Below are 26,960 nucleotides of genomic sequence, written 5' to 3'. Positions count from 1 at the left end.
CTCGCCTCGGGCGGCCCGGCAGTGTAGACATGGGCTCATGGTGCGTCAGCCCGGCCGGTCCGACACTCGGCCGTCCCGATCCGGGGCTCCGCGCGCGCCGCTCGCCCGGCAGAAGCCGAGCGGGCCGGGGCGTATCCGGTCCGGACGGCTGTGGTCGGCGCTGAGCGGCCGCAGCGTGGCCGCGCAGGTCTTCGTGCTGCAGGTCGCGATCGTGCTGCTGCTGATCGTGTCGGCCGTGCTGGCGCTGGTGCTCCAGGTGGAGCACGACAGCAGCATGGAGGCCCGCAACCGGTCCCTGGCCGTCGCCCAGACCTTCGCCGACGCCCCCGGCACGGCGGCCGCACTGCGGCTGCCCGACCCGACGACGGTGCTCCAGCCACGGGCGGAGGCGGCCCGCAGGGCCACGGGCGTGGACTTCATCGTCGTCATGAACACCGACGGGATCCGGTACACGCACCCCAAGCCGGACCGCATCGGGAAGAAGTTCGTCGGGACCATCGGGCCCGCGCTGGCCGGCGGGACCGTCACCGAGGAGGTGCACGGCACCATCGGGGAGCTGGTGCAGGCGGTGGTCCCGGTCCGGGACGCGAACGGCAAGGTGGTGGGCCTGGTGTCGGCCGGTATCACCACCGCGCACGTGGGCGGCATCGCCAACCAGCAGCTGCCGCTGCTGCTGGCCGCGGCCGCCGCGGCGCTCGCCCTGGCGACGGCGGGCACCGCCCTGGTCAGCCGGCGGTTGCTGCGCCAGACGCACGGTCTGGGCCCGGACGAGATGACCCGGATGTACGAGCACCACGACGCGGTGCTGCACTCGGTGCGCGAGGGGGTGCTGATCGTCGGCGGCGACGGCCGGCTGATGCTCGCCAACGACGAGGCGCAGCGCCTGCTGGACCTGCCCCAGGACGCCGAGCACCGCCGGGTGCTGGACCTCGGCCTGGACCCGGAGACGGCGACGCTGATCGCCTCCGGGCGGGTCGCCACCGACGAGGTGCACCTGGTCAAGGACCGGCTGCTGGCCGTCAACCAGCGCCCCATCGAGGTGCGCGGCGGACCGCCCGGCAGCGTCATCACGCTGCGCGACTCCACCGAGCTGCGGGCACTCTCCGGCCGCGCCGAGGTGGCCCGCGAGCGTCTGAACATGCTCTACGAGGCCGGGGTGGGCATCGGCACCAGTCTGGACGTCACCCGTACCGCCGAAGAACTCGCGGAGCTGGCCGTGCCGCGGTTCGCGGACTACGCCGCCGTCGACCTGTACGAGGCGGTCCTCAAGGGCGAGGAACCCAAGCCCGGGGACGCGCTGCGCCGGGTGGCGTGCACCGGCATCCGCAAGGACGCGCCGCTGTACCCGGTCGGCGAGAGGTTCCAGTTCGTGCCGTCCTCGCCGCAGGGCCGGAGCCTGCTGAGCGGGGAGTCGGTCGTCGAGCCGCGGCTGCGGGAGGCGCCCGGCTGGCGGGCCCAGGACGTGGAGCTGGCCGGCCAGATCCTGGAGTTCGGCATCCACTCGCTGATCACGGTTCCGCTGCGGGCCGGGAACATGGTGCTGGGGGTGGCCAACTTCTGCCGCTCGGAGAAGCCCGCCCCGTTCGACACCGAGGAGCTGGCCCTCGCGGAGGAGCTGGTGGCCCGCGCCGCCGTCTCCATCGACAATGCGCGCCGCTACACGCGCGAGCACAGCATGGCGGTGACCCTGCAGCGCAGCCTGCTGCCGCGCAGTCTGCCGGCGCAGAGCGCCCTGGACATCGCCTACCGGTACCTGCCGGCCCAGTCGGGCGTGGGCGGCGACTGGTTCGACGTGCTGCCGCTGTCCGGAGCCCGGGTGGCGCTGGTGGTCGGCGACGTGGTGGGGCACGGGTTGCACGCGGCGGCGACCATGGGGCGGCTGAGGACCGCCGTGCACAACTTCACGGCGCTGGACCTGCAGCCGGACGAGCTGCTCTGCCTGCTGGACGAGTTGGTGAGCCGTATCGATCAGGACGAGACCTCCGAGGACGACGCGGACACCCCGGCCGCGATCAGCGGCGCGACCTGCCTGTACGCGATCTACGACCCGGTGTCGCGGCGCTGCACGGTGGCCCGTGCCGGTCATCCGCCGCCGGCGCTGGTCAGGCCGGACGGCGGAGTGGAGTTCGCGGACGTGCCGGCCGGCCCTCCGCTCGGCCTGGGCGGGCTGCCCTTCGAGACGGCCGAGCTGGAACTGGCGCCGGGCAGCAGCCTGGTCCTGTACACCGACGGGTTGGTGGAGGACCGGCAGCGGGACATCGACGAGGGGCTGGAACTGCTGGCCGGCGCGCTGGAGTCGGCGGCCGACGGCACCCCGGACGAGACCTGTGCGGCCGTCCTGGAGCGGCTGCCGGCCCGCCCCAGCGACGACGTGGCGCTGATCGTCGCCAGGACCCGGGCGCTCGGCGCGGACCGGATCGCCGAGTGGCAGGTGCCGGCGGATCCGGCGGCCGTCTCGGAGGTGCGGTCCAGGGTGACCCGTCAGCTGGCGGACTGGGAGCTGGACGAGCTGTCCTTCACGACGGAGCTGATCCTCAGCGAGCTGGTCACCAACGCCATCCGGCACGGCCGGGCGCCCATCGGGGTACGGCTGCTGCGCGACCGGACGCTGATCTGCGAGGTCTCCGACGGCAGCACCACCTCCCCGCACCTGCGATACGCGGCGAGCACCGACGAGGGCGGCCGGGGCCTGTTCCTGGTCGCGCAGATGGCCGAGCGGTGGGGCACCCGCTACACGCCCGCGGGGAAGGTCATCTGGGCGGAGCAGCCGCTGCCGTGATCCTCAGCCCAGCGCGCGGTCCAGGTTGAAGGCGGCGCTGATGAGGGAGAGGTGCGTGAACGCCTGCGGGAAGTTGCCCTGTTGCTCGCCGGTGCGGCCGATTTCCTCGGCGTACAGGCCGAGATGGTTGGCGTAGGTGAGCATCTTCTCGAAGGCGAGCCGGGCCTCCTCGACGCGTCCGGCGCGTACCAGGGCCTCCACGTACCAGAAGGAGCAGATCGAGAAGGTGCCCTCGTCGCCGCGGAGGCCGTCGGGGCTGGCCTGCGGGTCGTAGCGGTAGACGAGGGAGTCGGAGACCAGGTCCTCGGTGAGGGCGTCCAGGGTGGACAGCCACTTGGGGTCGGTCGGGGCGATGAACTTGGCCAGGGGCATCATCAGGAGCGAGGCGTCGAGGACGTCGCCGCCCTCGTACTGGACGAAGGCGCCGCGCCGCTCGGACCAGCCACGGTCCATGATCCGCCGGTAGATCGCGTCGCGGCACTGCCGCCAGCGGGGCAGGTCGGCGGGGAGGCCGCGCCGGTTGGCGAGGCGGATCGCGCGCTCGATGGCGACCCAGCACATCAGGCGCGAGTACAGGAAGTTCTTGCGGCCGCCGCGGGTCTCCCACACGCCCTCGTCGGGCTGGTCCCAGTGGTCGCAGACCCAGCCCACGAGGCGGGTGACGTCGTCCCACTGGGCGCTGGAGATGGGTTCGGCCCATTTGTCGTAGAGGTAGATCGAGTCGATGAGGGCGCCGTAGATGTCGAGCTGGAGCTGGTCGGCGGCGGCGTTGCCGACCCGGACCGGGGCCGAGCCGCAGTGGCCCTCCAGGTGGGTCAGCTCGCGTTCGGGCAGGTCGGAGCGGCCGTCGATGCCGTACATGATCTGCAGCGGGCCGGAGGCGAAGCCGTCGCCGGGGCTGATGTAGGTGGTCACGAACTTCATGAAGGCCGCGGCCTCGCTGCTGAAGCCGAGCCGCAGCAGGGCGTAGACGGCGAAGGCGGCGTCGCGGATCCAGACGTAGCGGTAGTCCCAGTTGCGTTCGCCGCCGAACTGCTCGGGGAGGCTGGTGGTGGGGGCGGCGACGATGGCGCCGGTGGGGGCGTAGGTGAGCAGCTTCAGGGTGAGCGCCGAGCGGTGCACCATCTCACGCCAGCGGCCGCGGTAGCGGGACTGGTGGAGCCAGCGCCGCCAGTAGCAGACCGTGGCCTCGAACTCTTGTTCTGCCTCGGCCCGGGCGCAGCCGCGCGGCGCGATGTCCTCGCCTGCCTGGTCGAGGGCGAAGACCGAGGACTCGCCCTCGGTGAGCTTGAAGTCGGCGCAGGCGTCCGGCCCCTCGCTCTCCAGGGCCACCGTCGAGGTGAGCAGCAGGGACTTGTCCGGGGACTCGAACAGCGCGGTGTCACCGAGTATGCGCACGGTGTGCGGGTCGGCGCCGTAGTTGAAGCGGGGGGCCACCCGGACCCGGAAGGGCACGGTGCCGCGCACGCACAGCACCCGGCGGATCAGCCGGTGCCGCGCGGACTCCGACTCCCCCGTAACCGGCATGAAGTCCTGGACCTCGCCGACCCCCTCGTCGGTGAAGAACCGGGTGATCAGCACGTTCGTGTCGGGGAAGTAGAACTGCTTGGTCCGGGCCGGTACGGCGGCGGCCAGCGCGAAGAAGCCGCCACGCTCGGCGTCCAGGACGGCGGCGAAGACGCTGGGGGCGTCGAAGGACGGGCTGCAGTACCAGTCGATCGTGCCGTTGCTGCCGACCAGGGCCACGCTGCGCAGATCGCCGATCAGTCCGTGCTCGGCGATCGGCAGGTAGCGGGGGCTCCCGGGCGCATTCTGGTAAAACGCCTGCTCGGCCATCGTGACGGCCTCCCCGGAACGGATGTACGGTCACCTTACAACCTAAAACGGGCTAATTCCTTCCCGGGATGCGGGGTGCGGCCGGGCGGGCAATCGTGAGAGTGTGCACCCCGCTCCGCGAAGGAGGGACCATGTCGACCTCAGAATCCGAAGCGTCCCGGTCGTCCGACGACCGCGCCACCCCGGACTTCCTGCTGCACAGCGCCCCCGGCACCGGGGTGGCGCCCGAGGACCTGGTGATGGCGTCGGGCCGGGACGTCACCCCGGAAACCCTGGAATGGGCCAGGAAGAAGATGGAGCGCGAAGGGCCGAACTGCGTCGAGCGGCTCCTGCCCTGACACCGGCGGCCCCGCGGGGCCGGTGAGGCGCGCAACGGGCCTGGCTCCCGCCGGAATTCACGGGAAGGTTGCCCGTTCACCCTTACGAAGCGGGGGCGGCTGCTGACAGACTTCGCAGGGTGCCCGACTTCGACATGCTCGTCATCGGTTCCGGACCCGGCGGCCAGAAGGCAGCCATCGCGGCGGCCAAACTCGGCCGCCGGGTCGCCGTCGTGGACAGCCCCGACATGGTCGGCGGGGTGTCGATCCACACCGGGACCATCCCATCCAAGACCCTGCGCGAGGCGGTCCTCTACCTGACCGGCCTGACCCAGCGCGACCTGTACGGCCAGAGCTACCGGCTGAAGGAGGACATCACCGTCGCCGACCTGACCGCGCGCACCCAGCACGTGGTCGGCCGCGAGGTGGACGTCATCCGCAACCAGCTCTCCCGCAACCACGTCACCCTCTGCTCCGGCACCGGCCGGTTCGTCGATCCGCACACCGTGGCCCTGCGCGAACCCAACGGCAACGAACGGCTGTTGACCGCCGAGCACATCATCATCGCGACCGGCACCCGGCCGGCCCGGCCGGACAGCGTCGAGTTCGACGGCCGCACCATCATGGACTCGGACAACGTGCTGTCGCTGGAGCGGGTGCCGCGCTCCATGGTCATCGTCGGGGCCGGCGTCATCGGCATGGAGTACGCCAGCATGTTCGCCGCGCTCGGCAGCAAGGTCACCGTGGTCGAGAAGCGCGCGGCCATGCTGGACATGTGCGACGTCGAGGTCGTCGAGTCGCTCAAGTACCACCTGCGGGACCTGGCCGTCACCTTCCGGTTCGGGGAGACGGTCGCCGCCGTCGAGCGGCACGCCCGGCGCACGCTGACCGTGCTGGAGAGCGGCAAGAAGATACCGGCGGACACGGTGATGTACTCGGCGGGCCGGCAGGGCCTGACCGACGGACTCGACCTCGACAGGGCGGGCCTGTCCGCGGACCGGCGCGGCCGGATCAAGGTGGACGAGCACTTCCGCACCGAGGTGCCGCACATCTACGCCGTGGGCGACGTCATCGGCTTTCCGGCACTCGCGGCGACCTCGATGGAACAGGGCCGGGTCGCCGCGTACCACGCGTACGGGGAACCGGTCGGGCAGATGGACAACCTCCAGCCCATCGGCATCTACACGATTCCGGAGATCAGCTTCGTCGGCCGGACCGAGGACCAACTCACCGCGGACAGCGTGCCGTTCGAAGTCGGCGTGGCCCGCTACCGGGAGCTGGCCCGGGGCCAGATCATCGGCGACTCGCACGGCATGCTCAAGCTCCTGGTCTCTCCCGAGGACCGTCGGCTGCTCGGTGTGCACTGCTTCGGTACCGGAGCGACAGAACTGATCCATATCGGACAGTCGGTCATGGGATGCGGTGGCACGGTCGACTACCTGGTGGACGCGGTGTTCAACTACCCGACTCTCGCGGAGTCGTACAAGGTTGCGGCCCTCGACGCCACCAACAAGCTGCGGCAGCTCGACCGGCTGGAGGACTGAGGGGCTGACGGAACCGGCGCCTCCGGTGTGAGAGTTGTCAGCACCAAGTGGCATATGTGATTGCTGATCGGTCAGCTTGAAAGGTCAAAGCGTGCCGCTATAGTCACACCCACACACGCGGTGTGACCGTTCGCCGACTCTGGGCATGCGGCCCTCACCACCATCCTTCTCTTCCGACCGGTCCTTGCCCGAGGCCAACCCTCACGGGGTGCGGGGCGGGTCGCGCACCCCCCACCCGTACCGCCGCGGGTCTGCACTCCCGTGCGCCCTGCACGACCGGAAAGCAGCACAACCATGAGCAACAACAGGGGCAGAGGGCTCCAGGCCAATGCCCTCGGCACGTTCGACACCGTGGTCATGGCCGTCGCGGGCAGCGCCCCGGCGTACTCGCTGGCCGCGACCACCGCGGTGCTGGTCGGCGCGGTGGGGCCGGCCAGTCCGGCCGCCCTGTTGTGGTGTGCGATACCGATGCTGGGCATCGCGCTCGCCTTCAGCTACCTGGGCCGGATCGACGTCAACGCGGGCGCGAGCTACTCCTGGGTGGGGCGCACCCTGCATCCGTTCCTCGGCTTCGTCAGCGGCTGGGCGCTGGTGGTCTCCGCGACCATCTTCATGGTGGCCGGCTCCCTGCCGGCCGGGTCGATGACCCTGTCCCTGTTCGACGCGGACCTCGCCGGCAACGTGGCCCTGTCCACGGTGGTCGGCGCCGCCTGGTTCCTGGTCATGCTGGCGGTGGTGCTCGGCGGCGCCCGCCTCACCGTCCGCGCCCAGCTGCTGATGTCCGGCATCGAGCTGGCGATCCTGCTGCTCTTCGCGGTGCTGGCCCTCTTCCACACCGGCAACGCCCGCAGCTTCGACTGGTCCTGGTTCGGCTTCTCCCACTTCGACGGCGTCTCCGGCTTCGCCGCCGGCGCGCTCGTCGCCGCCTTCTACTACTGGGGCTGGGACGTCACCAGCAACCTCAGCGAGGAGACCCGCAACTCCCGCCGCACCACCGGCCTCGCGGGCCTGATCGGCGTCGGCGTCGTCTTCGTCCTCTTCGAGGTGTTCACCGTCGCCGTGAACGTGATCCTCTCCTCGGGCCAGATCGCGGCGAACAAGGCCAACGTGCTGGGCGTGCTGGGCGAGGAGATCTGGCCGGGCTGGGGCGGCAGGCTGCTCGTCGCCGCCGTGATGCTGTCCACCATCGCCACCCTGGAGACGACGCTCATCCAGGTCACCCGCTCACTGTTCGCGATGGGCCGCGACCGGACGATGCCGACCGCGCTGGGCCGGGTGCACCGCACCTGGAACACCCCGCACGTGGCGATCGGCGTGGTCGGCGCGGTGGCGCTGACCCTGTTCATCGCCTCCAACGCACTGGGCTCGGTGGGCGAGATCCTCGACGACGCCATCAAGGCGATCGGCCTGCAGATCGCCGTCTACTACGGCCTCGCGGGCCTCGCGGTGGTCGTGGCCTACCGCAAGATGCTGTTCAGGTCGGCGGCCAACTTCCTGCTCGGCGGGCTGTGGCCACTGCTCGGCGCGGTGTTCATGTTCTGGATCTTCGTCGAGTCGCTGGGCGACCTGAGCACCGCGGCCATCGCGATCGGCATCGGCGGCCTGGCCGTCGGGCTGATCCCGATGCTCTGGTACTGGAAGCAGGGCAGCGACTACTACCGCCCCGCCAAGCTGGACGCCACCCGCACGGTCGAGGCCGACTACGTCCCCGACGAACCCGCCACCGTGCACGCCCGGGCTTACGAAGGCCTCCCCACCGACTTCTGAGGTACGAGTCATGGCGCGCGACCGTTTCGCCCCCGACTTCGACCCGGACTGCGGGGACGCATCCCTCACCTCGGCCCGGCAGGACATCGTCATCGGCCGCTGGCAGGGCCTCCGGGATCTGCTCCGGACCACCGGCCCGGACTGGCTGGCCCGGGGGCACCGGGTCCGGCTGCTGGCGCAGGCCTGCGCGGGCAACTCGACGGCCGAGTCCTGGCTGGCCACCGAACCGCACGGCGCCGACGCGCTGATGCTGCGGGCGGCGACCGAGACGGCCCGGGCGTTCACCCTGGCCATCTCGGCGGGCCGCGGTGTCCCGATCGACCGGGCCAGGATCGACACCGCCGTGCTGGCCTGCCTGGCCGCCGCCGACGCGTACCCGCAGGACCCGACCCCCTGGGTCTCGCTGATCTCGGTGGCCCGGCTGTACCCGACCGGGGTACGCCGGCAGGAACTCGCCCGCTGGTGGGACGAACTGCACCGGCGCGACCCCTACAACGTGGAGGGCCACCTCCAGGTGCTCCACTACTACTCCGCGCGCTGGCACGGCACGCACGGCCTGATGTACGACTTCGCCCGGGACGCGGCCGGGGTCGCCCCGCCGGGCTGCGCGCTGCCCGTCCTGGTGCAGTACGCCCGCGTCGAGGAGTTCCGGTACGCCCTGGACGCGGCGCAGGGGCAGGGGAACGCGGTCGCGCTCAGCCAGCACTGGAAGCACGACGGCGCGGTCAGCGACGTTCGCCGTACCTGGGAGCGCTGGATCGCCCAGCGCCCCGAGGGCCCGGTCGCCCCGGGCGAGCTGCGCGACCTCAACCACCTGACGCACGCGGCCTGCCAGGCGGGCGCCATGGACCTCGCCCTGGAACTCCTGCGGCTCCAGGGGCGGCGCGCGACCCGCACACCGTGGTCGTACACCGGCGACGCGGAGAAGCAGATCATCAAGTGGCGGGCGGATCTGAAGATGCGTGGCTGATACGCCGTCCGCGGGCTGCGGCGCCGTCGTGACCGGTCGCCCGGTTCTTCCCGCAGCCTTCGGCGGGGGTACCCCCGGCGCCCCTTGCGGGGCACCGCTCAGCTCTCGGTTTGCTCGGCGAGGCCGCTGGTCCACTTCTCCTCGATGCGGCCCATCTTCCAGACCGCCAGCGCGATCGCCCAGGTGGCGAAGAAGAGGCCGACGATGACGAAGCCGACGGTGTTGAGGTCCAGCCCGGCGACCCAGTCCCAGAAGAATCCGTGCAGGTCCATCTTGTCGGCGAGCAGGCCGAGGAGTTCCACGGTGCCGATGATCAGGGCGACGGCCACGGACAGGCCGGTGATGGTGAGGTTGTAGTAGACCTTGCGGACCGGCTTGGAGAACGCCCACTCGTAGGCGAAGTTCATGAACGAGCCGTCGATGGTGTCCAGGAGCGACATGCCGGCCGCGAAGAGCACCGGCAGGGTCAGGATGGCGTACCAGGGCAGGCCGGAGGCGGCGCCGGAGCCGGCGAGGACGAGGAGCGCGATCTCGGTGGCGGTGTCGAAGCCGAGGCCGAAGAGAAGCCCCAGCGGGTACATCTGCCAGGGCTTGCGGATCGAACCGGTGACCCGGCCGAGGAAGCGGTTCATGAAGCCGCGGTTGTTCAGCTGGATCTCCAGCGCGGCCTCGTCGTAGGCGCCGGAGCGCATCTGCCGGAACACCTTCCAGATGCCGGCCAGGATGACGAGGTTGATGCCGGCGATGAGGTAGAGGAAGGTACCGGAGACCGTCGTACCGATCAGGCCGGTGACGTCGTGGAGGCTCGATTTGTCGTTCTGGACGGGTCCGGCGAGGGTCTTCATGCCGAGCGAGAGCAGCAGGGAGAGGCCGAAGACGATGCTGGAGTGGCCGAGGGAGAACCAGAAGCCCACCGACAGCGGCCGCTGCCCCTCGCCCATCAGCTTGCGGGTGGTGTTGTCGATGGCCGCGATGTGGTCGGCGTCGAAGGCGTGCCGCATGCCCAGCGTGTACGCGGTCACGCCGATGCCTATGCCGAAGGACTCGGTGCCCACGCTGAAGTGCCGGGGCGCGATGATCCCGACCAGGGTGCCCCAGCCGATGACGTGCAGGGCGAGCACGAGGCCGGCCATCCCGCCGACCCTGGTCCACTCCTGCCGTGTCATGGAGCCGCGGACACGGCGCCAGGCCGAGCGCTTGGTCTCGGCCTGGGCGGGGAGGGACGGAGCGGAACCAGGGGCGGCCGTCATCGGGGGGTGACATCCTTCGGTCGAGCGTGGGGCAGCTGCCCTCGGCAGCCTTGTGCCATCGTCCCGCACTTGCACATCATTCGCAGCAAGGCTCGAGGCAGGCCTTCACCAAGAGAACGTCATGAGAAGGCAAAGGCCGGTCGGGTGGTCAGGACGCCAGCAGTCCGCTCCCCAGCCAGTCGCCGGAGTTCCTCACCCCCGGCAGGGCGAAGAAGTAGCCGCCTCCGGTCGGTGATATGTAGTCGACGAGCGGCTCGTCGATGAGCCGGGTCTGGGTGGCCTCGAACTGGCGCTGGACGTCCTGCTGGTAGCAGCAGAAGACCAGGCCCATGTCGAGGTTGCCGACGGCGTCGATGCCCCGGTCGTAGTTGTAGCCGCGGCGCAGGATACGGGAACTGTCCGTCTTCGCGGTGCGCGGGTTGGCCAGCCGGATGTGGGCGTCCAGCGGGATGGCGTTGCCCTTCGGGTCCTTGGCGTAGTTGGGGATGTCGGTCTCCTTGGCGCCGTCCAGCGGGGCGCCGGTGTCCTTGCGGCGGCCGAACATCAGCTCCTGCTCACTGAGCGAGACCCGGTCCCAGAACTCGACGAGCATCCGGATGATCCGGACCACCTGATAGCTGCCGCCCACCGTCCAGGCCGGCTCACCCTGCCCGGCGCCGACCCAGATCAGCCGGTTGGTCTCCCGGGCCGAGGTGACGTCCGGGTTGGCGATGCCGTCCTTGAAGCCGAGCAGGTTGCGCTGGGCGCCGGTCGGCCGCGGGGCGTTCTGGAACCCGTCGATCCGCCACTTGATCTGCATGGCGCCACGGGTGTGCCTGGTGATGTCCCGCAGGGCGTGCAGGACGGTGTCGGTGCTGTTGGCGCAGATCTGGAGGGAGAGGTCGCCGTGGCACTCGGCGGGCTTGAGGTTGTCGTTGGGGAAGGTCCGCATCGGGGTCAGCCGGGCGGGCTTCGCCTTCCCCAGGCCGTACCGGTCGTCGAACAGCGAGGCACCCACGCCGACGGTGACCGTGAGTGCGTCGGAGGGGACCTCGGGGCCGAGGATGCCGTTGTCGGCGGGCGGTGCGCCGACGCCGAGGTCGTCGGGGGTGCCGCCGGAGGTGAGGAAGCGGGCCCGCTCGGTGATCGTCCTCAGCAGGTCGGCGAGCTCCTGGCGACTGCCGGCGATGATGTCGAAGGAGACGAAGGTGGCGGCGGCCGGGGCCGGGGTGAGGATGCCGGCCTGGTGGGTGCCGTGGAAGGGGACCCTGGCCGTGCCGGACACGTCGGCGGCCTGGGCCTCGGCGGTGCCGCCGGCCTGGCTCAGCGCGAAGCCGCCGCCGGCCAGGACCGCGCCCGCGGCGCCGGCGCCCAGCGCCGTCCGCACGAAGGAGCGGCGGCCCGCGCCCATCGGGCAGGACGGGGTGTCGGCAGCGGACATCGGAGGGTTCCCTTCGTCGTACGGGTGCGGGTGCGGTGCGGGGTTCATCAGGCGGACTTCCTGATCTCCAGGAGGTCCGGCACCGGGGCGAGGTCTTCCAGGAGCTGTCCGGTGGCGCCGGTGATCCGCTGCCGGGTGACGGTGTCGAGCTGCTCGACCGGGGTCCAGCTCGCGTCCCGGTGCTCGGCGTCCAGGAGCTGCTGGAGACGGGCGACGTCCGCGTCGACGGCCGGGAGCAGCTTCGGCGCGCGGGTGGTCAGCAGCGGGCGCAGGACGGTGAGCAGCTCGCGGGTACCGGCGAGGTTGGCGTTCGCGGTGGCGAGGTTGGTTCCGCTGCCCTCGTCGGTGTCGGCGGTCAGCTCGAACTGAAGGGTGTTCTCCAGGATCTCGTGGGCGCGCAGCGGCAGGTCGCCCGGGTCGAAGTCCTGGGTGGGGAAGGCCTTCTGGAGCCCGGCCGCCGCGTCGGCGAGCGCCTGGACCGGGGCCTTCAGCCGTCCGGCGGTCTGCGCGTGCCACAGACCGTACTCGACCCGGTGGAACCCGGCGAAGTCCCTGTCGGCCACCCCGCCGGGCAGGCCGTCGGCACGGCCGTCGATCTTCTGCTCGTAGTCCTCGAAGGTGCCGTAGGCGGCCCCGAGGGAGGAGTAGGTGAGGTGGGCGGCCAGCCAGTCGGTGCGGGCCTTGGCGAGGTGGTTGCCCGCGATGTCCGCGTCGAGCGTGCGGGTCTGGGCGACGAGGGTGGCCAGACCCTGTTGGACGTAGGCCTTGTACGCCTTCAGCGGCCCCGCGAGGTCGTTCTCGGAGACGGGTACGACCGCCTTGGTGCTGCCCGTGCCGCCGCCGACGGTGACCGGCCTGGAGGTGACGGCCCTGCCGGTGGAGGGGACACAGCGCCAGGCGTAGGTGCCGCCGGCGACCGTGGCGACCAGGTCCCGGGTGGTGCCGGGGGCGAGGCCCTCGACCTCGCCGTAGACCGCGTTGCTGCTGGGGTCGATCAGGTACACCTCGGAGGTCTTGTCCCCGGTGTTCTGCATCTGGAAGGTCTGGCGGCCCGCCTTGGGCGCGGTGAACCCCTTGCCGCAGTCGGTCTCGGAGACGGCGACGGTCTGCCCGCCGCTCGGCTTGGGCCGGGCCAGGGCGACGACGAGCCCGGCGACCACGACGGGGACGGCGACCACGGCCACGGGCACCACCCAGGCAGGCCGGCGGCCACCAGCCCCGACGGGCTTGGGGCCGGGCCCCGGCAGGCCGGCCACAGGACCCGGCCGCGCCGGCGTCCCGGGCTTCCCGGCGGCCGGCTTCGGCGCGGCGGCACGCGCTGCGGGCACCGCGCGCACTCCCCGCACGAACAGGGTCATCACCACGGCGAGGTAGCCGGCGTAGCCGGCCACCTGGAGCCAGGTCATCGCCGGGGTGATGTTGAGGACGCCCTGGAGGAGGGTGCTGTACCAGGAGCCCGCGTCGATGTGGCTGCCGAGGTCGAAGGCGTAGGCGGTGCTGCCCGGGAGGACGCCGCCCTCCTGGAGGTCGCGGAGCCCGTAGCCGAGGACGCCGGCCGCGATCACGATCAGGACGGCGCCGGTGTAGGTGAAGAACTTCGTGAGGTTGATCTTCAGGACCCGGCGGTACAGGCCCCAGCAGAGGCCGGCCGCCAGGACCAGGCCGATCCCGGCGCCGGTCAGGGGCCCCGCGGACTCGCCGGCCGCCCGGGCGGTGGTCCACAGGAACAGCGCGGTCTCCAGGCCCTCGCGGCCCACCGCGAGGAACGAGGTCAGGATCAGCACGCCCGAGCCCATGGCCAGGGCACCGGTGACCTTCTCCTTGATCTCGCCGGAGAGGCTGCGGGCCGAGCGGCGCATCCAGAAGACCATCGCGGTGACGAAGGCGACCGCGATCACGCTGAGGGTGCCGCCGAAGGCCTCCTGGGCGGTCGCGGAGAGGGAGGCGGCGGTGAAGGTGAGGACCGCGCCGAAGCTCATCGCCAGCGCGATCGCGGCCAGGACACCCGTCCACACCTGCGGCAGCCGGTTCCTGGCCCCGGCCCGCACCAGCGTGGCGACGAGGATCGAGACGATCAGCCCGGCCTCAAGACCTTCCCTCAGTCCGATCAGGAAACTCGGAAACGCGTCGTCCCACATCGGCCGCAGCCCTCCCCGGCAGGCCCGTCCCCGCCCCTTGGCTCGAACTTAGTGAAGGCATGCCTTACTCCGCCGACCATGATGACTACACCCATGCAGTCAGCCGGTCATGAACGGGTAATGGTGCGGCAAAAGCCACGGCCGGCCGCCGACGCGCGCACCCGGGAGCACCGCCGGGACGGCAATCGTCTACATTCGAGTAGACCGTCTACAGGTTCGTAGTCATCACTTGCGTCGCACCGCGTCACACCGAGGGGGCCGTCGTCACAGTCATGGACCGCAAGAGGACCGCGGAGTTCGCCGGGAGTGTCGCGCTCGGAGCCTGGGCGGCGTTCGCCGTGCTGGCCCTGGTGGTGGCGGGCCGGCACGGCACCCCGCTCGCGCCGGACCACGCCCTGCTGACCTGGGCCCTCGGTCACCGGACCGACGTGGCGGTGGCCGTGGCCCGGGGAATCACCGCGACCGGCACCGGGGCCGTGCCGTACGCCCTGGTCGTGGCGGCGGGGCTGGTCGTGGGCCGCACCCGGCGGCAGCGGCTGGTCGCCGCGCTGCTCGGCGCCGGCTGCCTCACCCTGGGCCAGGCGCTCCGGTGGGGCGTGATGGAGCTGGTCGCCCGGCCCCGGCCGCCGCGGGCCGACTGGCAGACGTCGGCCTCCGGCTGGTCCTTCCCGTCCGGCCACACCACCACCGCCGCGCTCGCCGCCGGCCTGGTCGTCCTCGCGATCTGGACGAGGGCTCCGCGCGGCCGCGGCCCGTGGTGCGCCGCCGTCGCCTGCTGGGGACTGACCGTGGGGGCCACCCGGGTGTTCCTCGGCGTGCACTGGTGCACCGACGTGCTCGGCGGCTGGCTGTTCGCGGCCGGGTGGCTCGGGGTCTGCGCGTGCCTGGCGGCCCGGTGGGTTCCGGACGCGTGGGCGCGGGACGGCAGTCAAGAGAGACCGGTGGCCGCGCCCTGAGTCGGGGCGCGGCGCCGGGCCCGTCCGGGCGGAGCGCCGCGCCGGCCGGCCGGCTCGCGGGTCAGGTCCCCGGTCGGGGCCGGGGCCGCCGGTCGCCGAGTCGTCGTCACAGTGCCCGGCGCCGGACCAGCAGGCCGAGCACCAGGAGGCCCGGCAGCAGCGGCAGCCACATGGTCAGCAGCCGGTAGCCGAGTACGGCGGAGGCGGCCGCGGCGGCCGGGGTCCCGGAGGCGGTGAGGGCGAACGCGAGAGCCGCGTCGAGGGAGCCGAGGCCGCCAGGGGTGGGCAGCAGCGCGGCGGCGCCGCTGGCGGCGAGGTAGAGGAGCGCCACCCGGGCCGGGGGCAGCGGCAGTCCGACCGCCCGGGTGACGGCGAAGAGCACCAGCGCGTGCAGCCCGGCGAAGGCCAAAGAACCGCCCCACAGCGCGGCCGCGCGGACCGGACGGGCGTGCAGGGCCCGGATGTCGGCGGTCACCGCGGCCACCGCACCCCGGCAGCGCGGCCACACCCGGGCCCGGAGCAGCAGCAGGGCCAGGGTGGCCGCGGCGGCCACCGCGAGGAGGGCGGCCCCGGACACGTGCGGGATCCGCAGCAGCCCCGGGCACGCGGGAGCGAGCACGGCGATCAGCGCCAGCCGGACCACGGCCCCGGAGGCCGCCTTGACCGCGAGGGCCGACGCACCGCGGCCGGCCGTCAAGCCGCAGCGCATGAGGAACCGCAGGTTCACCGCGCCCGCGCCGAGCCCGGCGGGCAGCACGTGGTTGGCGGCCGACGCGGCGAACTGGGCGGCGACCAGCCGGCCACCGGGCAGCCGGCGGGTGACCGCGCCCTGCTGGGCGAGGGCGGAGGACGCCCAGGTCCCGGCCGCCGCCACGGCCGCCACCAGCAGCCACCTCTGGTCGGCGTCGGCGAGCCGCGCCGCCCCGTGCGCCACGACCGGCCAGTGCCGCCGGACCAGCCAGCCCGCGCCGAGCAGCAGCACCAGGCAGACACCGCTCTGCCAGTAGAGCCCCCGGCGGCCCATGACGGGCGTGGTGTTCACGTTCGAGACCATCGAGGCACCCACCCCTGTTCCCCTGCGGCACGCAGGACCCTCCACGGGCCTAAGGGACAAACACTGACAAATTAACCGGACTTACCGACGGAGGCAGCGCGGGTACGTCCATACGAACGGCGGCACTACGCGCTGTAAGGTTGTGGCATGGCTGGCACAGGGTCCCGCGGCAGGACGGAGCGGCGCAGCGCCGGAGCGCTGGAGAGCGAGGTCCTGGCGGCCCTGTGGGCGACCGACCACCCGCTGACCCCGGTCGAGATCCAGACCGAGATCGGCGGCGGACTCGCCTACAACACGGTTCACACCATCCTGAAGCGGCTGTACGACAAGGGACTCGTCCTGCGCGACGCGGACGGGCGGCGCGGTGCGTACCGGCCGGCGAAGAACGCGGCCGAGCTGACCGCCGAGGCCATGCACGAGGCCCTGGACCGGGGACCGGACCCGATCGCGGCGCTCCAGCAGTTCGTGTCCGGGCTGAGCCCGGAGGAGGAGCGGGCGCTGCGGAACCTGTTCGCCGGAGGCGGCGCATGAGGTTCGACGTCTACACCCCGCTGCTGGTCTCCCTGCTGCTGTCCCTGGTCAGCCCGGTGACAGCCCGCCGGGTCGCGCCGGCACTGGCGGCGCGCGTCCTCGCGTCCGCCGCGGTGCTGACCGCCACCGCGGTCACCTGGTCGCTGATCCTCCTGGCGACGGCTCTGCTGGGCGACGCCCCGCCGGTGGTCCGGGAGGCGCACGAGGACGGTCGTCCGCTGGCCGACCCGGTGCCCGAGGTGATCGGCGTCGCCGCCTGCCTGGCGCTGGTCGTGGTGGTCTGGCGGGTGCAGCGGGCGCTGCGGGCCGAGCGGTGCACCCGGCGGGCGCTGCGGCGGCTGTGCGAGGGGCATCCGCGGGACACCGAACTGGTGGTGGCGGCCTGCGAGGTGCCGCAGGCGTTCGCGATCCCGGGCCGGCCCGGCCGCATCCTGGTCACCTCGGCGATGCTGGGCGCGCTGGCACCGGCGGAGCGGCGGGTGCTGCTCGCGCACGAGCGCGCCCACCTGCGCCACCGGCACGGCCGCCTGGTGACGGCGGTGTCGCTCGCGGCGGCCGCCAATCCGCTGCTCGGACCGGTCCGTTCCGCGGTGGCCTTCCTGGCGGAGCGGTGGGCGGACGAGCAGGCGGCGACCGAGGTCGGGGACCGCGACACCACCGCCCGGGCACTGGCCCGGGCGGCCCTCAGCGCGGGGCGTGCCACCCGGCCGGCCTGCGGCCTGAACTTCACCGACCGCGCGGTGACGCGCCGCATCGCGGCCCTGCAGACGACCCCGCCGCCCTATCTCTGGTCGGCCGCGGCGGCGGTGCTCGCCCTGGGCGCACTCGCCGCACTGTTCGCGGCGGACGCGACGGGCGATCTGGTACGGCTCCTGTACCAGGCCCTCACGTGAGCGCCCCTTCTTCCCGGGGGCGCGGGGAACTGCGCGACCAGCCACGACGGCGGCACGGACGACCGATCACGCCGTAGGGGTACCGACGCGTCGCCGGGTGCCGGTCGTGTAGGGCCGCTCGCGCAGTTCCCCGCGCCCTTGGAAGACGGGGCGCCGTCGCTCACGCCGGCCGAGCCGGTGCCCTGTGCGGCGGCTGGGCCGGTGCCGGCCCCGGCCGGGTGGGCGGCACCGCCCGTACCGTCGGGCTCTCCGTGCCGACCGTCACCGGCTCGCCGTGGTGGTACACCGTCAGCGGCGGTCCGTCCAGCAGGGTGTACGTCGCCTTGTCGGCGCCGATCTCCACACGCAGCCTGCTGTCGCGCAGCTGCAGGCTGAAGGCGAGACGGCGCAGCCGTTCGGGCAGCCGGGGGGCGAAGCGGGCGCCGTCGTCGTAGTGGCGCAGCCCGCCGAAGCCGGCGACCAGGGCCATCCAGGTACCGGCGAGGGAGGCGATGTGCAGTCCGTCGCGGGTGTTGTGCTCCAGGTCGTCGAGGTCCATCAGCGCGGCCTCGGCGGTGTAGGCGTGGGCGAGCGTCAGGTGCCCGGCCTGGGCGGCGACGACGGCCTGGCAGCAGGCGGACAGCGAGGAGTCGCGGACCGTCAGCGGCTCGTAGTAGGCGAAGTTGCGGGCGATGTGCTCCTCGTCGAAGTACGACTCGCAGGTGTACATCGCGAGGACCAGGTCGGCCTGTTTGACGACCTGTTTGCGGTACAGGTCGAAGTACGGGAAGTTCAGGAGCAGCGGGTACTGGTCGGGGCGGGTGTTCTCGAAGTCCCAGCGCTGGTAGCGGGTGAACCCGGCGCTCTGTTCGTGGACGCCGAGCTCGTGGTTGTACGCGATGTGCATGGCCTCGGCCGCGTCCCGCCAGGCGGCGCTCTCCTCCGCGTCGACGCCGAGCTCCGCCGCCTGCCGCGGATGGCGTTCGACGGCGTCGGCCGCGGCCAGCAGGTTCGCCCGGGCCATGAGGTTGGTGTACGTGTTGTCGTCGGCGACCGCGCTGTACTCGTCGGGGCCGGTGACGCCGTCGATGTGGAAGGCGCCGCGGCTGTCGTGGTGGCCGAGCGAGCGCCACAGGCGGGCGGTCTCGACGAGCAGTTCGACGCCGGTGTCCCGTTCGAAGTCGGTGTCGCCGGTGGCGGCGACGTAGCGGACCACGGCGTCGGCGACGTCGGCGTTGACGTGGAAGGCGGCGGTGCCGGCCGGCCAGTAGGCCGAGCCCTCCGGTCCCGCGATGGTCCGCCACGGGAACGCGGCCCCCTCCAGACCGAGCTGGGCGGCGCGTTCGCGGGCGGCGGGCAGGGTGTTGTGCCGCCAGCGCAGCGCCTCGGCGACGGCGCCGGGGGCGGTGTGGGTGAGGACGGGAAGCACGAACATCTCGGTGTCCCAGAAGGCGTGCCCGTCGTACCCGGAGCCGGTGAGGCCCTTGGCGGGTATCGCCCGCTGTTCGGCGCGGGCTCCCGCCTGCAGGACGTGGAAGAGGGCGAAGCGGACGGCCTGCTGGATCTCCTCGTCGCCGTCCACCTCCACGTCGGCGCGGGACCAGAAGTCGTCGAGGTAGTCGCGCTGCTCGTCGGCGAGCCCCTGCCAGCCCTCGTGGGCGGCGGCCGCGAGCGCCGCGTCCACCTGGTCGGCCATGGCGGGCAGCGAGCGCACCCCGGACCAGCCGTGCGCGACCAACTTCTCCACCCGCAGCCGCTGCCCGGGCTCCAGGACGGAGGTGACGGTCATCCGGGCCACGTCCACGCCGCTCTCGGCGCGCACCGTGGTCCGCTCGGGGCCGGAGACGGTGTGGTCGGCGGCGACCGCGACCCGCAGGCCGCTGCGCCGGGTGCGGTGCACGAGACGCAGCCGCTGCCCGGAGGCGAAGTCGTCCTCCTGCTCCAGCGGCGACTGCAGTGCGAGCGCGGCGCGGGGATCGCCGTTCGCATCGGGCAGTTGCTCGTTGGCGACCAGCTCGGACTGGACCACGATCCGGCAGCGCCGGTCGACGGCCTCCACCTCGTAGGAGACGGCGGCGATCGCCCGCTGGGTCAGCGACACCAGCCGGGTCGAGCGCACCCGCACGGTGGAGCCGGCCGGTGAGGTCCACTCGCAGGTCCGCTCCAGGACGCCACGGCGCAGGTCGAGGACCCGCTCGTGGGCGACGAGCCGTCCGTAGCGCAGGTCGAAGGGTTCGTCGTCGACCAGCAGCCGCAGGATCTTGCCGTTGGTGACGTTGATGACGGTCTGCCCGGACTCCGGGTAGCCGTAGCCGGCCTCCGCGTACGGCAGCGGGTGCACCTCGTGCACGCCGTTGAGGTAGCTGCCCGGCAGCCCGTGCGGTTCGCCCTCGTCGAGGTTGCCGCGCCAGCCGACGTGCCCGTTGGACAGCGCGAACACCGACTCGCTCTGTGCGAGCACGTCCAGGTTGAGCGCGGTCTCGCGGACCGCCCAGGGTTCCACGGCGTACGCCCGTTGGGTGATCACTCCTTGCCTCCCAGCTCGGCGAGGTCCTTCACGACGGTGTTCGCGCCGTGTGCGTACAGGGCGTCCGTCTGCCCGACGCGGTCCACGCCGACGACGTACCCGAAACGGCCCGCCCGACCCGCGTCCATCCCGGCGAGGGCGTCCTCGAAGACCGCGGCGGCGGCCGGTTCGACCCCCAGGTCGTGGGCGGCGGCCAGGAAGGTGTCCGGGTGCGGCTTGCCGGGCAGGTGCCGCTCGGCGGCCACGACGCCGTCGATCCGGACGTCGAAGAAGTGCTCGGCGCCGATGGAACGCAGTACGTCACGGCAGTTGGCGCTGGACGAGACGATCGCGGTGCGCAGCCCGTGCGCGCGGACCGCCTCCAGGTAGCGCAGGGTGCCGTCGTAGGCCTCGACACCTTGGGTGCGGATCTTCTCCAGCAGCAGTTCGTTCTTGCGGTTGCCGAGGCCGTGCACGGTCGGGGCGTCCGGTGGGTCGTCGGGGGTGCCCTCGGGCAGGTGGATGCCACGGGAGTCGAGGAAGGCGCGTACCCCGTCGGCGCGTGGGCGTCCGTCGACGTACTCGTCGTAGTCGGCGGCCGCGTCGAAGGGCCGTTGTCCGTCGTGGCCGCGCAGGAAGGCGTCGAAGGTCTCCTTCCACGCCGCGGCGTGCACGACGGCCGTCTTGGTGACGACCCCGTCGAGATCGAAGAGACAGGCCTGGATGGTGTCGGGCAGACCTAGTGCAGTCATGTCCCGCATCTTCCCCACCGAACGGTTTCGAGAGGGTGGCGCCCGCCACATTCCCGGCCCGGTGTCACACTTTTTGCGTGCCGCTGACTTTCGACGACCTTCTCGACCGCGCCCGATCTCTCGCCGGACGGGGCCCGCGCGCGGTCCTCGGCATCGCGGGCAGCCCCGGCGCGGGCAAGACCACCCTGGCCGAGCACCTGGTACGGGAGCTGAACGGCACCGGTGCGCCGTGGGCCGCGCACGTGCCGATGGACGGCTTCCACCTGGCCGACGTCGAGCTGGACCGGCTCGGGCTCAGGGACCGCAAGGGGGCGCCCGAGACCTTCGACGCGGCCGGGTACGCGGCGCTGCTGCGGCGGTTGCGGGAGGACAGGGACGTCGTGGTGTACGCGCCGGGCTTCGAGCGGGTCCTGGAGCAGCCGATCGCGGGCGCGATCCCCGTCCTGCCGAGCGCCCGGCTGGTGGTGACGGAGGGCAACTACCTGCTGCTGACGGACGGTTTGTGGGCGCGGGTGCGGCCGGCCCTGGACGAGGTGTGGTTCTGCGAGATCGACGAGGACGAGCGGGTACGGCGGCTGGTCGCCCGGCACGAGGAGTTCGGCAAGGGACACGAGCAGGCGGCGGCCTGGGTCAAGGGCACCGACCAGCTCAACGCCGACCTGGTGGCCGCCACCCGGGACCGGGCAGACCTGGTGATCACCGAGACGGCACTGGGCAGCGCCCCGTAAAGGGCGCCGGGGGTACCCCCGGCCGAAGGCTGGGGGAGGAACTGCGCGACCGGCCTCGACGGCGCCGCAGCCGGCACACGGACTGTCGCGCAGGACCCACGGCGCTCAGCAGGCGATGACGGTGAGTTCAGGCACTCCGTGCTCGTCCTCGGCCCCGATGGCGGCCGTGAACGCCTCGGTGCGCACGGTGAGGTCGCCCTCGAAGGACGGCGCAAAGTCGCCACCGGCCCCGTACCGCACGGCGAACACGTGCAGCTTCTCCGGCGCGCCCGGCGCCGGTTCGGCCTCGTACGCCGTGGAGGCGACCAGGTGCCGCCACCCCTCATCCGGGTTGCCGTACCCGCGCGGGTCGGCGGCGAGGGCGAACGCGGCCTGCTCCTGGGTGAGTTCGGCGCGCGCGTCGAAGTGGTCCGCGCCCTGCGCGGCGGGATGCGTGAGGCGCAGGGCGCCCGCCGCGGCGACCTCGCCCTCGGCGACCCGGCGCACCCGGTCGCCGTCGTCGGCCGCGTAGGGCAGCCCGGCCAGCAGGTACGGCGACCCGTCCAGGCGTTCCACGGCCACCGTCACCCAGAGCCGGGTGCCGTCCGTGACGTACAGGGAGCGCACGTGGCGCAGGACCTGGTCGCGGCCCACGACCGGCTTGCTGACCAGCTTGGCGGTCAGGCCGTCGGCATGGACGTCCCGGACCCGGACCTCGCCCATCGGCCGGCAGTAAAGGAAGCCGTCCAGGACCGGGCCGAAGCCGTGCTGCCGGTTCACCGCCGCCGGCAGGTGGTAGGTGCCGCCCGCCTCGATCAGCGACGGCGTCATGCGGTGGTCGAAGGCCACCGAGACCGATCCCGCGCGGAGTTGGTGGCGGGCGGGGGCCGTCGAGGGCTCGCGGTGCCAGGGGGTGGGGTCCTGGATCTGCCAGACCAGCATCCAGGCGAAGTGCCCGTCGACACCGCCGTCCGGCTTGACCGCGTGCCGGCCCCAGTTGGTGTCGCCCCGGTAGCGGCCCAGGTCGGAGCCGATCCGGGCGCCGAAGTAGCGCAGCCCGAGCACGGATTCGAAGCCGGAGTGCTGTTCGCTGTAGCGGGGGCCGCCGTTGTCGAAGCCGCCGTTCGGCAGGCGGGCGTCGATGTAGCGGGCGAGCGCGTCGCCGTCCTCGGCGAACATCTCGGCGCCGCTGATCCGGTGGGCCTGGGCGAGGAAGGACAGTGAGATCGGGCCGTAGTTGTTGTCGTAGGCGCCGCCGTGCTCGGGCGGCAGCAGCGCGCCCCGGTCCGGGATCCGGTGGGCGCGGATCTCGTCGTGGTACAGCCGCAGGGCGCGCTGGCGCGTCGCGTCCGCCGGGGCGTTTGGCAGATGGCGGGCGAGCATCAGTCCGCCGACCACGCACCCGATGGCCTGGTTGCCGGCCTCCTGCGGGTTGAAGAAGGTCGCCTCGGTGAGCCAGCGCCAGTAACCCAGCGCCACCTCCAGCAGACCGGTCCGCTGCTCCTCGTCGACGAGCCCCTCGGCCAGGTCGAGCAGGTTGACCGCCTGCAGCAGCGCCCACACGGTGCTCGGCCAGTCGCCGATGGGGTGCGCGCCGGCCTCGAGAACGTAACGGGCGTACGGCAGACCGGAGTTGCGGACCCTGAGGTTCGGGTAGCCGGGGTTGTCCTCGCGGTAGACCCGCTCCCGCAGATGGAAGGCGAGGCTGCGGTGCACCGCCTCGGGCAGGCGCGGATCCTTGGAGCGCTGCCAGGCGAGGGCCAGCAGGGAGGTGACGCCGAGCGAGGTGTCGCCGATGTCGTCGTCGGCGTCCGGGTGCTCGAGGTTGCCCTCGGGGGTGAGGCGCGCGAGGGCCTGCACGGTGACGTCGGCGAGGACGGCGTCGTATGCCTCCGGGGTGTCCGGCAGGTCGTGCAGCGGCCCGAGCTGGCGTGGGAGGTGCAAGGAGATCAGCCCTTCATGCCTGAGATGTGGCGCGCAGTGCGAGGGTCAGTGTCTGCGGTCCGTGTCCGCCGAGGTAGACGCGGTTCCCGGTCGTCGCGTCCGTGCCGCCGACCACGGTGTGGTCCTGCCCCGGGTCGTAGCGCAGTACGTCGCTCCGGTCCGGTCCGGCGAGCGGTTCGCCCGTCTCGACGGCGGCCTCGACCCGGATCTCGTCGTCGCCGACGCGGTAGGTCAACGGCTCGGTCGTCAGGCACCAGCGTCCGTCCCCGAGCGGTACGGCGCCGTGCGGCTCGCCGCCCGGCCGGAAGGTCAGTTCGAGGGCCCAGGGCACCGACGGGCCGCTGATGTCGATCCGCAGGTCGGCCCCGTCCTCCCGCAGGTCGACCTCGACTCGGGTCGTGTGGGAGACCTCGTCCTGAGAGCGGTCGGGGAAGGCCATCGCCGCGGAGAAGCGGCCCTCGTCCACCAGACGGTAGGCGCCGTCGTCGCGCCGCCGGTCCTTCGGGAGCGGCTGGTAGTAGGCGGTGGTGAGGGTTTGGGTGAGCCGGTACCGGTTGTCGGCGAGCTGTTCCATGTCGGTGGCGCGGAACGGGCCCAGGTCGAAGAACACCCGCGAGAGGCGGACCGCGTCGAGGACGGCGGCACCGGCGAACAGGCGCAGGAAGGTGGGGTTGCAGGCGAGGCCCGAGCGGATGCGCCGGTGCTCGGGCACGTCGGAGCCGCCGTAGACCACGGTGTGCGCGGTGGCCGAGACGTGTGCGGCGAGGCGTGCGGTGGGGAGGTACCGGTCGCGCGGGAGCTTCTCCGTGTCCGGGGCCGGCAGGGCGCGGCACAGATCCGGGGTGAGGAGGGTCTGGGCGAGCAGGTCGGGGTCGTCGATGCCGTCGGCGGCCGCCAGACGGGCCGCGCGGGCGAAGTCGCCCCGGCCGGTGCGGATCGCGAGCAGCCGGTAGTGCGGCAGATAGGGCCAGAGCGCGAACGACAGCCTCTGGTCCTGGCGGCGCGAGTGGACGGTCTCCACCGTGCCGTCCGGCCTGATCAGGTCCAGGGTCGTGGCGAGGTTGCGTTCGACGGCGTCCAGCAGGTCGGTACGTCCTAGCACCTCGGCCAGCAGCAGCAGCGACGGGTTGGTCACGAGGGACGCGTAGACGGCACTGCGTTCCGAGTACAGGCCGTCCGCGTCGATGTCGACGCCCTCGGCGAGCCACTCCTCGGCGCGGGCGAGCAGCCGGGCGTCCGGGAACGAGCGGTGCAGCCGGGCCAGCGCCGCGGACAGCTCCCAGCGGTGGTTCGGGGTGTGCACCCCGCCGGTCAGGAGGGGGCCGGTGGCGGGGCCGGCGATGTCGGCGAGCGCCGCCGTGACGTCGGCCAGTTCCGGCCCCGCGCCCGCGGCGAGGACGTGCGCGTCGCACACGTCGTTGACGGTGAACGCGGAGTCCGGCGGCGACTGCACGTTGTCGCCGCCCGCGAAGAGGCCGGAGGCCGTCTGCATGGACCGCAGGGCACGGAGGTGGGTCAGCGCGGCGGCGACCGCCCGCTCGCTGCCGTACAGGGCCGATTCCGGCGAGCGGTACACCGCGACCAGGGTCTTCACCCGCCGGGCCAGGGCGCGGTGCGGCCCGATGAACTCCGTCGACGGGTCGGCCTCGAGCAGGGCGGCCTGCCTGTCGGCGGCGAGCGCCGCCGCGCGGACGAACTCGTGGTCGAGCAGGGCGGTCAAGTCAGTCCTTCAGTCCGGCGTTGATGTCGGCGCTCATGACGTACCGCTGGAACACCAGGAAGACGAGGATCAGCGGAATCATGGAGATGACCGATCCGCCCAGCAGCACCGACCAGTTGATGTTCTGCGCCCCGACGAGACTCTGGATGCCGATCTGCACGGTGAACTTGTCGGGGTCGTTGAGCATCAGCAGCGGCCAGATGTAGTCGTTCCACCGCCACTGGAAGGACAGGATGGCGAGGGTCAGCATGATGGGCCGGGAGATCGGCACCATGATCCTCAGGAAGATCGACAGTTCACGGGCGCCGTCGATGCGGGCGGCCTCCACGAGTTCGTCGGGGACCGTCAGGAAGAACTGCCGGAACATGAAGCATCCGGTGGCGGTGAGCACGGCCGGGAGGATGATGCCGCCGAACGAGTTGTAGAGGCCGAGGTCGCGGACGACCAGGAACTCCGGGGCGAGCATGACCTCGGACGGCAGCATCGTGGTGGCCAGGATGCAGACGAAGAACGCCTTGAGCCATCTGTTGTCGTACTTGGCCAGTGCGTACCCGGTGCAGCAGCTGACCCCCACCGTGAGGATCGTCGTGATCACGCACACGAGGGCCGTGTTGATGAAGTACTGGGAGAAGTTGGCGCTGTCCCACGCGGCCTTGTAGCCCGACAGGGTGGGGTGGTGCGGAACCACCGTCAGCGGAAGGGAGAAGAGGTCTCCGGCCGGCTTGAAGGAGCTGAGGATGAACCACAGCACCGGCAGTCCGTAGAGAGCCGCCAGGATCCACAGCAGGGTCGTCGCGGGTACCGCGCGCCGGAGCCCGCCGTCGCGCCCGCCGCGGGGCCGCCTCTTGGAGAGGGCCTTCACGGAACCGGCGTCGACCGGACGCGGCGTGTCTGTGGTGGTCATCGGTTCTCCATCCGCCGGTTGGCGATCAGCTGGATGATCGCGACGGCCATCAGGATGAGCATGAGCACGAACGACGCGGCGCTCGCGTAGCCGATCTGGCCCCGGTTGAATCCGGTCTGGTAGATGTACTGGACAAGCAGGTTGTTCGAGGTGCCCGGTCCGCCGTTGTTGAGGGAGACGAACAGCGGGTATTCCTTCATCGCGTTGATGGTGTTGAGGAGGATGACGATGAAGGACGTCGGCGCGATGCTCGGCAGTGTGATGCTGATGAACTGGCGCCAGGGGCCGGCGCCGTCGAGCGACGCCGCCTCGTAGTAGGAGGTGGGCACGTTCTTGATCGCCGCGATGAACAGCAGCATCGAGAAGGCCGTTCCCCACCAGGCGCCGGCCATCACGACCACGCCCAGCGACAGGTCGGCGTTCGACTGCCAGGCGATCGCGTGCCCGCCGAGCTTCTCGATGACGTAGTTGATCAGTCCGAAGTTCTCACCGAACAGCCACCGCCACAGGACACCGACGACGATGGGCGAGATGAGCCACGGGACGAAGAAGACGACCCGGGCGATCGAGGTGCCCTTGGCCTGCTTGCTCACCACCAGGTTGGCGATGAGGAGCGAGAGCACGAAGTTCAGCGGCACGACCAGCACGGTGTACAGCAGCGTCCGTGTCAGCGCGTCGTAGAAGGTGGAGTCGCCGAACAGGTTGGTGTAGTTGTCCAGTCCGATGAACTGGAACGCTCCCACGCCCGTGTAGTTCGTGAAGGAGTAGACGAGCCCGATCACCGCCGGCCACACGAAGAACAGTGCGAAGAGCACGACGTTGGCCGCGATGAGGACGAGCGGCGCGAAGGTGTAGGTGCTGCGTCGCCTGGGCGGGCTCCCGGACACGTCCGAGGCGCGTTTTGTCATCTTCCTGACTCCGTGCTGTGGGGATGGATGCCGTGGGCTCAGGCCCTGAACCCGTGATCGTGTGGGCGCCCGGGGCGGGCGGCGG

General features: G+C 72.0%; 20 protein-coding genes. 9 read left to right on the top strand and 11 right to left on the bottom strand.

Annotated elements, in window-relative coordinates; translation table 11 throughout:
* The first annotated feature begins 37 nt into the window (after positions 1-37).
* Positions 38-2,779: a SpoIIE family protein phosphatase gene (locus BLW82_RS39525; protein WP_093506831.1), complete on the top strand. Its 2,742-nt coding sequence runs from the start codon at positions 38-40 to the stop codon at positions 2,777-2,779.
* A 3-nt stretch (positions 2,780-2,782) separates the two neighbouring features.
* Here the strand turns inward: BLW82_RS39525 and BLW82_RS39520 are convergent, their stop codons facing one another.
* Entirely contained in the window at positions 2,783-4,615 is a 1,833-nt protein-coding gene (locus BLW82_RS39520) for a glycoside hydrolase family 15 protein (RefSeq protein WP_093506829.1), read from the bottom strand.
* 131 nt (positions 4,616-4,746) lie between these two features.
* On the opposite strand from BLW82_RS39520, the gene BLW82_RS39515 reads away from it, so the two are divergent.
* The 4 genes from BLW82_RS39515 (at position 4,747) to BLW82_RS39500 (ending at position 9,213) form a co-directional block, all read left to right on the top strand.
* Positions 4,747-4,953, top strand: coding sequence for a hypothetical protein (locus tag BLW82_RS39515; RefSeq protein ID WP_093506827.1), 207 nt, complete (start codon positions 4,747-4,749; stop codon positions 4,951-4,953).
* A gap of 119 nt (positions 4,954-5,072) precedes the next feature.
* Complete coding sequence (gene sthA / locus BLW82_RS39510; RefSeq protein ID WP_093506825.1) at positions 5,073-6,476, top strand: Si-specific NAD(P)(+) transhydrogenase; 1,404 nt, start codon at positions 5,073-5,075, stop codon at positions 6,474-6,476.
* Positions 6,477-6,770: 294 nt separating this feature from the next.
* On the top strand, positions 6,771-8,243 hold the full coding sequence (locus BLW82_RS39505) for an APC family permease (RefSeq protein WP_093506823.1): 1,473 nt from the start codon (positions 6,771-6,773) through the stop codon (positions 8,241-8,243).
* A gap of 10 nt (positions 8,244-8,253) precedes the next feature.
* Positions 8,254-9,213 carry a hypothetical protein gene (locus BLW82_RS39500; protein WP_093506821.1) on the top strand — a complete coding sequence of 320 codons (960 nt, stop codon included), beginning with the start codon at positions 8,254-8,256 and terminating at the stop codon, positions 9,211-9,213.
* 98 nt (positions 9,214-9,311) lie between these two features.
* On the opposite strand, the gene BLW82_RS39495 is transcribed toward BLW82_RS39500, so the two are convergent.
* From BLW82_RS39495 to efeU, 3 genes are all read right to left on the bottom strand, one after another.
* Positions 9,312-10,463 (bottom strand): Nickel transporter NicT, encoded by a 1,152-nt coding sequence (locus BLW82_RS39495; protein WP_177233213.1) that lies wholly within the window; start codon positions 10,461-10,463, stop codon positions 9,312-9,314.
* Between the two features lie 148 nt (positions 10,464-10,611).
* Positions 10,612-11,883, bottom strand: coding sequence for an iron uptake transporter deferrochelatase/peroxidase subunit (gene efeB / locus BLW82_RS39490; RefSeq protein WP_093508516.1), 1,272 nt, complete (start codon positions 11,881-11,883; stop codon positions 10,612-10,614).
* A gap of 47 nt (positions 11,884-11,930) precedes the next feature.
* Positions 11,931-14,021, bottom strand: coding sequence for an iron uptake transporter permease EfeU (gene efeU / locus BLW82_RS39485; protein ID WP_093506819.1), 2,091 nt, complete (start codon positions 14,019-14,021; stop codon positions 11,931-11,933).
* A gap of 272 nt (positions 14,022-14,293) precedes the next feature.
* On the opposite strand from efeU, the gene BLW82_RS39480 reads away from it, so the two are divergent.
* On the top strand, positions 14,294-14,977 hold the full coding sequence (locus tag BLW82_RS39480) for a phosphatase PAP2 family protein (protein WP_093506817.1): 684 nt from the start codon (positions 14,294-14,296) through the stop codon (positions 14,975-14,977).
* A gap of 106 nt (positions 14,978-15,083) precedes the next feature.
* On the opposite strand, the gene BLW82_RS39475 is transcribed toward BLW82_RS39480, so the two are convergent.
* Positions 15,084-16,001, bottom strand: coding sequence for a lysylphosphatidylglycerol synthase domain-containing protein (locus BLW82_RS39475; protein ID WP_256216262.1), 918 nt, complete (start codon positions 15,999-16,001; stop codon positions 15,084-15,086).
* A 177-nt stretch (positions 16,002-16,178) separates the two neighbouring features.
* Between BLW82_RS39475 and BLW82_RS39470 the strand changes: the two genes are divergently transcribed.
* Positions 16,179-16,562: a BlaI/MecI/CopY family transcriptional regulator gene (locus BLW82_RS39470; RefSeq protein WP_093506815.1), complete on the top strand. Its 384-nt coding sequence runs from the start codon at positions 16,179-16,181 to the stop codon at positions 16,560-16,562.
* Complete coding sequence (locus tag BLW82_RS39465) at positions 16,559-17,455, top strand: M56 family metallopeptidase (RefSeq protein ID WP_093506813.1); 897 nt, start codon at positions 16,559-16,561, stop codon at positions 17,453-17,455. Before BLW82_RS39470 ends, BLW82_RS39465 begins: the two co-directional genes overlap by 4 nt.
* Positions 17,456-17,615: 160 nt before the next feature.
* Here BLW82_RS39465 and BLW82_RS39460 read toward each other — a convergent pair whose 3' ends face one another.
* Positions 17,616-19,961 carry a glycoside hydrolase family 65 protein gene (locus BLW82_RS39460; protein WP_093506811.1) on the bottom strand — a complete coding sequence of 782 codons (2,346 nt, stop codon included), beginning with the start codon at positions 19,959-19,961 and terminating at the stop codon, positions 17,616-17,618.
* Positions 19,958-20,692 carry a beta-phosphoglucomutase family hydrolase gene (locus BLW82_RS39455; RefSeq protein ID WP_093506809.1) on the bottom strand — a complete coding sequence of 245 codons (735 nt, stop codon included), beginning with the start codon at positions 20,690-20,692 and terminating at the stop codon, positions 19,958-19,960. Before BLW82_RS39455 ends, BLW82_RS39460 begins: the two co-directional genes overlap by 4 nt.
* Before the next feature lie 77 nt (positions 20,693-20,769).
* Between BLW82_RS39455 and BLW82_RS39450 the strand changes: the two genes are divergently transcribed.
* Positions 20,770-21,420, top strand: coding sequence for a nucleoside/nucleotide kinase family protein (locus BLW82_RS39450; RefSeq protein ID WP_093506808.1), 651 nt, complete (start codon positions 20,770-20,772; stop codon positions 21,418-21,420).
* A gap of 105 nt (positions 21,421-21,525) precedes the next feature.
* Here BLW82_RS39450 and BLW82_RS39445 read toward each other — a convergent pair whose 3' ends face one another.
* Genes BLW82_RS39445 through BLW82_RS39430 form a run of 4 tightly spaced genes read right to left on the bottom strand, consistent with a single transcriptional unit; the run spans position 21,526 to position 26,875 of the window.
* Positions 21,526-23,343 (bottom strand): hypothetical protein, encoded by a 1,818-nt coding sequence (locus BLW82_RS39445; RefSeq protein ID WP_093506806.1) that lies wholly within the window; start codon positions 23,341-23,343, stop codon positions 21,526-21,528.
* A 13-nt stretch (positions 23,344-23,356) separates the two neighbouring features.
* Positions 23,357-25,063 (bottom strand): hypothetical protein, encoded by a 1,707-nt coding sequence (locus BLW82_RS39440; protein WP_093506804.1) that lies wholly within the window; start codon positions 25,061-25,063, stop codon positions 23,357-23,359.
* 1 nt (position 25,064) lies between these two features.
* Positions 25,065-25,967 (bottom strand): carbohydrate ABC transporter permease, encoded by a 903-nt coding sequence (locus BLW82_RS39435; protein WP_093506802.1) that lies wholly within the window; start codon positions 25,965-25,967, stop codon positions 25,065-25,067.
* The gene (locus BLW82_RS39430; protein WP_093506800.1) at positions 25,964-26,875 is read right to left on the bottom strand and encodes a carbohydrate ABC transporter permease; all 912 of its coding nucleotides are present in this window, start codon (positions 26,873-26,875) and stop codon (positions 25,964-25,966) included. The genes BLW82_RS39435 and BLW82_RS39430 overlap by 4 nt, the downstream gene beginning before the upstream one ends.
* Positions 26,876-26,960: the final 85 nt, after the last annotated feature.

The sequence above is a fragment of the Streptomyces sp. Ag109_O5-10 genome (assembly GCF_900105755.1).
Classification (GTDB): domain Bacteria; phylum Actinomycetota; class Actinomycetes; order Streptomycetales; family Streptomycetaceae; genus Streptomyces.
This window is presented reverse-complemented; position numbering and strand designations above follow the sequence as displayed.